The organism is Photobacterium sp. NCIMB 13483, assembly GCF_003025475.1.
Classification (GTDB): domain Bacteria; phylum Pseudomonadota; class Gammaproteobacteria; order Enterobacterales; family Vibrionaceae; genus Photobacterium; species Photobacterium piscicola.
The window spans coordinates 1-6,133 of sequence record NZ_PYLV01000045.1; the positions used below are offsets into that span (position 1 = coordinate 1).

The 6,133-nt window shown below is 38.0% G+C and carries 8 protein-coding genes and 1 other RNA gene; 5 read left to right on the forward strand and 4 right to left on the reverse strand.

The annotated features are described in order from the left end of the window. Window positions 1–165: 165 nt before the first annotated feature. A complete protein-coding gene (locus tag C9I86_RS19515) occupies window positions 166–474 on the reverse strand; it encodes an RnfH family protein (protein ID WP_080158412.1) in 309 nt (102 codons plus the stop codon). Next, window positions 464–898 (reverse strand): SRPBCC family protein, encoded by a 435-nt coding sequence (locus tag C9I86_RS19520; RefSeq protein WP_080158413.1) that lies wholly within the window; start codon window positions 896–898, stop codon window positions 464–466. The genes C9I86_RS19515 and C9I86_RS19520 overlap by 11 nt, the downstream gene beginning before the upstream one ends. A 205-nt stretch (window positions 899–1,103) precedes the next feature. Between C9I86_RS19520 and smpB the strand changes: the two genes are divergently transcribed. Both smpB and ssrA read left to right on the forward strand, forming a co-directional pair. Continuing rightward, window positions 1,104–1,580: an SsrA-binding protein SmpB gene (gene smpB / locus C9I86_RS19525; RefSeq protein ID WP_036795915.1), complete on the forward strand. Its 477-nt coding sequence runs from the start codon at window positions 1,104–1,106 to the stop codon at window positions 1,578–1,580. A gap of 111 nt (window positions 1,581–1,691) precedes the next feature. Continuing rightward, window positions 1,692–2,061, forward strand: a transfer-messenger RNA (tmRNA) gene (ssrA, locus tag C9I86_RS19530). A gap of 319 nt (window positions 2,062–2,380) precedes the next feature. Here ssrA and C9I86_RS19535 read toward each other — a convergent pair. Continuing rightward, the gene (locus C9I86_RS19535; protein ID WP_107277250.1) at window positions 2,381–3,295 is read right to left on the reverse strand and encodes a WYL domain-containing protein; all 915 of its coding nucleotides are present in this window, start codon (window positions 3,293–3,295) and stop codon (window positions 2,381–2,383) included. Window positions 3,296–3,474: 179 nt separating this feature from the next. Between C9I86_RS19535 and C9I86_RS20220 the strand changes: the two genes are divergently transcribed. Together C9I86_RS20220 and C9I86_RS19540 are read left to right on the forward strand one after the other, a co-directional pair. After that, on the forward strand, window positions 3,475–3,645 hold the full coding sequence (locus tag C9I86_RS20220; RefSeq protein WP_199190819.1) for a hypothetical protein: 171 nt from the start codon (window positions 3,475–3,477) through the stop codon (window positions 3,643–3,645). Between the two features lie 386 nt (window positions 3,646–4,031). Next, entirely contained in the window at window positions 4,032–4,445 is a 414-nt protein-coding gene (locus C9I86_RS19540; RefSeq protein ID WP_107277251.1) for a PD-(D/E)XK nuclease superfamily protein, read from the forward strand. A 133-nt stretch (window positions 4,446–4,578) separates the two neighbouring features. On the opposite strand, the gene C9I86_RS19545 is transcribed toward C9I86_RS19540, so the two are convergent. After that, window positions 4,579–5,172, reverse strand: a complete 594-nt coding sequence (locus C9I86_RS19545; protein WP_107277252.1) for a recombinase family protein — start codon at window positions 5,170–5,172, stop codon at window positions 4,579–4,581. 460 nt (window positions 5,173–5,632) lie between these two features. Here C9I86_RS19545 and C9I86_RS19550 point away from each other — a divergent pair, with 460 nt between their 5' ends. Next, entirely contained in the window at window positions 5,633–6,022 is a 390-nt protein-coding gene (locus C9I86_RS19550; protein ID WP_241956923.1) for an AAA family ATPase, read from the forward strand. Window positions 6,023–6,133: the final 111 nt, after the last annotated feature.

Consider the following 6,133-nt stretch of genomic DNA (forward strand, 5'->3'; position numbering starts at 1 on the left):
GCAGAAAGCTTTGTACTACCAGAAAGGCAGGAAAGAAGTTATCCAAGGGCAGTAAAGAAAAGGCCTAGTCGCTATGCGACTAGGCCTTCAAGGAAGCGTAAATTATCTTAATTCACATGCATTACGCTAATGGCGAGCTTTTTGTTGTCTGCAATAAAATAAGTATTACTTTTCAGCGTCTTTTTTAGCTTGTTCTGCACGCTTGCGGCGGATCTCTCGTGGATCAGCCACTAATGGACGATAAATTTCAATCCGATCACCATCTCGCGCGGTCGCATCTAATTTCACATTACGACTGTAGATACCGACTTTATTGATGTTTAGATCAATCTCAGGGTACATGGTTAATATCCCTGATTGTTCGATGATCGCTTGAATAGGGGTTTCAGCAACAACCGCCAGCTTTAACACCCGCTGCACGTTGGGCAGTGCAAAAACAACCTCAACATGAATTAAGGGTTGATCAGAATGCATACACTTCTCTTGCTCGCTGTGTGAACGCCTGCACCATATTACTGGTCAGATCGCGAAAAACTTTACCAAAAGCAACATCAATTAGCCCACTGGTAAATTCAAACTCTAAGTTTAATTCAATTTTACAAGCAGTGGCATCAAGCTCAGTAAATGTCCATCCGCCGACTAATTTTCGAAAAGGGCCATCCACCAGCTGCATTTGAATCTGGTTAAAATCGACCAATTTATTATGCGTCACAAATGTTTTGCGTATACCGGCTTTGGCAACATCAACCGACGCCATCATATGACTGGCAGAACTCTCAATGATCTTACTGCCCGCACAACCGGGTAAAAACATCGGGTAAGACTCAACATCATTCACCAAGTTAAACATTTGTTGGGCACTAAAAGGCACCAGTGCCGAACGACTAATTTGTGGCATAGCTTCTCCTTCATCGAACGCATCCTCACTCTGAAGATAAAATCTATTCGCTGCGTTTAGTCAATGATACCATTACTGGGCTATCGACCAAAATAACAGTTACCATCAAGCGGTATTATGGTAACGTCAATAGCTTATTCGACCAGAAAAATCACTGATATTAGATTTTGTTCTGGGACTGCAACAATGACTCTACGAGGTCAACATGGCTAAAAAACCAAAGCAAAGTAGCAATACTATTGCAAAAAATAAAAGCGCTCGTTTTGAATTTGCCATCGGCGACGAATACGAAGCAGGTATGGTATTACAGGGTTGGGAAGTAAAAGCTATCCGTGACGGTAAAGTAAACATGACTGAAAGCTATGTTTTCTTACGTAACGGTGAAGCATTCATTTCAGGCTTAACCATTGCGCCATTAAACGCGGCATCAACCCACGTTGTGGCTGATCCAACCCGTGTACGTAAGCTATTGCTTAACCGTCGTGAACTGAGAAAACTAGAAGATTCAGTGAACCGCGAAGGCGATACTATTGTGGCATTGGTAATGTACTGGAGCACTTCTTTCGTAAAAGTGAAGATCGGTACTGCACGTGGTAAGAAACTGCATGATAAACGCGCTGACAGCAAAGCCAAAGATTGGCAACGTGATAAAGCCCGCATCATGAAAGGCAATAACCGTTAAGACACCTATGCAACATGATGTTAGCATTTGAATAGTAATCAATCACTTGGTCAGTGAATAATAATAAAGCTATTGACCTAGTTAAATATTCTGCTAACATCAAACGCATCTGGGGCTGATTCAGGATTCGACAGGATCACGAAGGCTTGTGGAGCATGTCGAGGTGCGGTTTGCCTCGTTAAACAACCGCAAAAAAATAGTCGCAAACGACGAAAACTTCGCACTAGCAGCTTAATACCCTGCTAAGAGCGCTCCTGCCCTAGCTTCCGCTTGTAAGACGGGGAATAACAGGGGTTCAAACCCAAACGAGATAGCGAGGGATTCTTTGACTAGAGAGATGAACCGCGAAATAGAATTCTGGTATGTATTAGCATAGCGTGTCAATTCGCAGTGTGGATACGAGAATAAAGATTGACTAAGCATGTAGCGCCATCTGTTAGACTGATTTTGGACGCGGGTTCAAATCCCGCCAGCTCCACCAAACGTTTGGAAAGGGCCACTTCTTTGGAAGTGGCCTTTTTTAATGCCTAAAATTCAGTAAAATCATCACGTTAGCTTGTTTTACGTCCTTATATTCCCTCTATTGACTTACTTTAGCTCACCGTTGATATGCAAGGTTATGGCTGTCCTTTTTCTTCTTTTTCTTCATAATGATGAAGTCGGTTGTAATGAGATCGCTTGGTGAGCACAACGAGTTAGCTAAAGAGCTAACTCGTTATTCGACAGGATTTTGTTAGGTGATTTTCTTTATTTGAGCTAGTAGATGTTAGAAAAAGTAAGGGTAATACTCGACTTAAATTCTATGTATCTAATGACTCTAAAAGTATTGTAACCATATCTTTATTACTCAATTCAAAATTATAATATGGTTTACAATTGTTTTTTATATCTTTTTCTTTTTTTTCATCTGTTCTGTCATCAATCAACCATTGATGTTTTAACATAAATATAAATGCTGCTCGTTCTGTTTTAATTAACTTACTTTCACCGTGAAATCCAAAATCATACTTTATTATATTTACTTCACTTTCTGTTCTATCTTGATGAGGTATTAGTAATAAAGGTATCATTGTATTCCACATTTTATCTTGTGAAATGTCTTCTTGTGACGTTCTTAAGTGTTCGAATTCTTCTTCTACCTTTAGTGCTCGTGCAAAATTAAAAAACTTAAACTTCCCCAGTTCTTTATTTTTTTTACAAAAAGCTCTAAATATCCAATCTTTACCATTAAAAAGTAATGCGGTTGGTAAGATAGTTCTTTTGCTATAGTCTCCACTACTTTTTGAGTAATATTTTGTGCTTATAGCGTAACCTCTAGCCATTGCTCTTGTTATTTTAGCAATAGCGTCAGTATCTAATGGGTTATCTATATATCCTATTCTTGCATACGGTACGATTGGATTGTCTATTAACTTATTTTTATTAAATCCATTTGCTAGCATACCTAATGCTGTATCGGCATCAATGTTTACAAGTGGCTTATATTTATTAGTTATTACATTTGCTCTTAATTTTGGATCATATTCCATATTTTCTGGCCGTAACTCTAAATATTTGGCCATCATATTTGAAGCGGCTGCGCTTGCTAAACCAAACATACTTGTTAGGTCAGAACGATTAATGAAACCTGTAAATCGAATTTTAAAATCAATGTAGGCCATTCTATCTGCATTCTTGTCTTCATTTTGAAGTTGCAAAAAAGTCATTTCGTTCATTATTTCCCCTCTCTAACTATGAGATAGAATACCATACAAACACACTCACGTATTGTTTTTATACGTGCTATAGCTCTTTTTTTTTAAAATTTATAAGTGTGTGCTTGATCATTTATCATACAGGGCGTATTATCGGTTTTGTTGTTTTAGTCTATTAATGTATTAATATTGGAGGGTTTATGGCTACAAATGGTAAATCAGGTGATAACCGTCGTCATGGTATGGTCCGCGAACGTTCACAAACTCAGATGCCATCAGGGAATTGGGTTAAGCGTGATGCTAACACTGGCCGTTTTATGGATGTTAAGCAAGATGGCACACCATTTAAGGGGGTGAGAAAAGAAAAATAAAAAAGCACTTTCGGTTTAAAACCAAAAGTGCCTTTTTATAATGAGGTGAATTATATAATTTGTTGGCGCAAATTATATAAGGCCCAACATTAAGAGGTTTCAAGCCCACAGAAAGGCAAGATTGCTCATTATTTATTTTGCAATAGTACCTTTCATTAGTGTTCACCTCAAGAAATGAATTTCCTCTTCAATCTTTTTTTGGAGGAATCTCATATGAGTATTCATCAAAAAGTAGTGTCTGTTTGTGCATATGTTCGTCGCCGTAATGGTCGTTTGGAATATATCAGTAGTCACTTTAGATCTTTACCTCATTAACATTTTGAGGGTGTACAGGCACCACTTTTAGTGGTGCTAATTTTAATGAAATCTTGTTACTGAGGTGGCATATGTGCCGTAAATTATTATTGCAACAAACATCAAGTGTTTTAGAAACTATGGGTTTCAAGCAAGACTCATCTAAAGATACTTTTACATATCAATACAACGTAAAGTACCCAAGTATTTTTGAAGGCAAAAATGATCATGCTCATTTCGTCTTATATACACCACATGGATCTGTTCAATTAGTCGTTAAGTTTCAAGAATCATCAGGTACAACAATTGAAAAGTTGGGTTACACAGTGATGGATGCCGCTAGAACAGAGCATACTAGTTATGTGGTTGTTTGTGGTGGAAGTGAATTAATGAAACATAATTGCGCAATTCGTTTTTTAAATGATCGAAAGTGCATTGCCCCACGGCTACACGCTTTATATGCAAATGATTTATCAGAATACCTGAACCATTCATGCTACCTATAGCTGCGTAATTGATTAAGGCCCTTACTACTTCCTTTGTGGTAAGGGCTTTTTAACTATACCTCAAAGAAACCAGTTCACCCCGCATTGTGTGGCTCACGAAACCACCTAAAATGAACTAGCTTGCAAAACCAATCTATATTGAACCGATCTTTTTAGCCCGTTGAACTGTACTAGGATTGCATCCTGCCTTCATGGCCACTTCTCGAACGGATAAGCCTTGTTCTAATAGTTCGATAATCTTTGCTTTACGTTCCATGTTTGGTTTCCGTCCTGAAAACTTTTCAGCCCATAACTTCGGGTCCTGCTTAATTGCTTGGCGTCCAGCTTCGGCACTGGATAAACGGTTTTTACGCTCAGCGGCTGCCATTGCGGTGATCATGGTTAATTGAATATTGGTTGTCATGTCTTGCATATCGTTACCAGAGTAAGCAAAGGTCATATTCTGATTAATGGTTTTGATTGTGACACCACGGTTTAATAGCTCGCGGATAGTTGTTTCTGAATCGTGATAGTCACGGCCTAAGCGATCTATCCACCAAACTACCAGCACATCATCTTTTCTTAATTTATCGAGTAACCGGCTTAATTGTTCGCGCTCTGTTGCGGGTACTGTTCCACTACAAACATCGGTTGATATTTCGATGCCAGGATATGACTTTTGAATGTCGCTAATTTGACTATCTGTTGTTTGTGTGGTTGTTGATACTCGAACGTATGCAAATTCCATTTTATCGGCCTCGCTGTGTGCTTATGGTTGTCATGTGCTAAATGTAGCGTGTGCATATCGATAAGTAAACACCAAAAGCGTACACAATAAGGGGGATTTACACGTATGCAGTAGGGCATAATTAAAAGCATACGAATTTTTAAGGGAATACGACTAGGGGCTTTCATTGTGTCGAAGTGGTGATTTGTGAATTAGGTAACATGGTTAACAGAATAACAATGTGGGTTTACCTCTGTTTTCACTTAGGAAAACCCATTAAAACACCGGCTATTCTGTTCGTTTTGAATGAATAGAGATCACGTAGTGCAGGATAGATCCAATATGTTAAATAGAGGTATCTTTCGAGCAATTTTAATTAAATTTGTTAGCTAATCCATAAATCCATACAAAATAATAATACACACATATGCAGTAGGGGTAATATGTGTGCATTCACAGTACAATGAATGGCAGGCTTATTTTGAAAATTAATTATTTCGCTATCAATAACTTCAGAGGTATCTCTGGCGGTCTAGAACAAAACAAGATTGTGTTTGAAGACACCAATACACTTTTCTTGTATGGTCAAAACAACGTAGGAAAATCGACTTTTCTAAAAGCATATCAATTCTTTTATAAAGAAGAAAAACCGATAAAAGAGGACTTCTTTAAGAGTGATTTTACCAATAAAATTGAGTTTGAAATAGAAGTCCGTCTTCTACCTATAGACAGAACTAAGATTGAAACAGCTGCGCCAAAGCAGAAAGAATCATACAAGAAGTATGTAAAAGACGATTGCCTAAGGATCAGAAAAACTTGGTATCTTGATGGCAAAGCAATTAAACCACTAAATCAAACTGTTGTGGCTTAATGAACTTGTACACCTAAATAGGATAAAATACTCTTAATATCAAAATGGTGTACATAATGAAAAAAGCTCGAACAACTTATTCAGTCGCATTCAAGCACGATGCTGCTAATT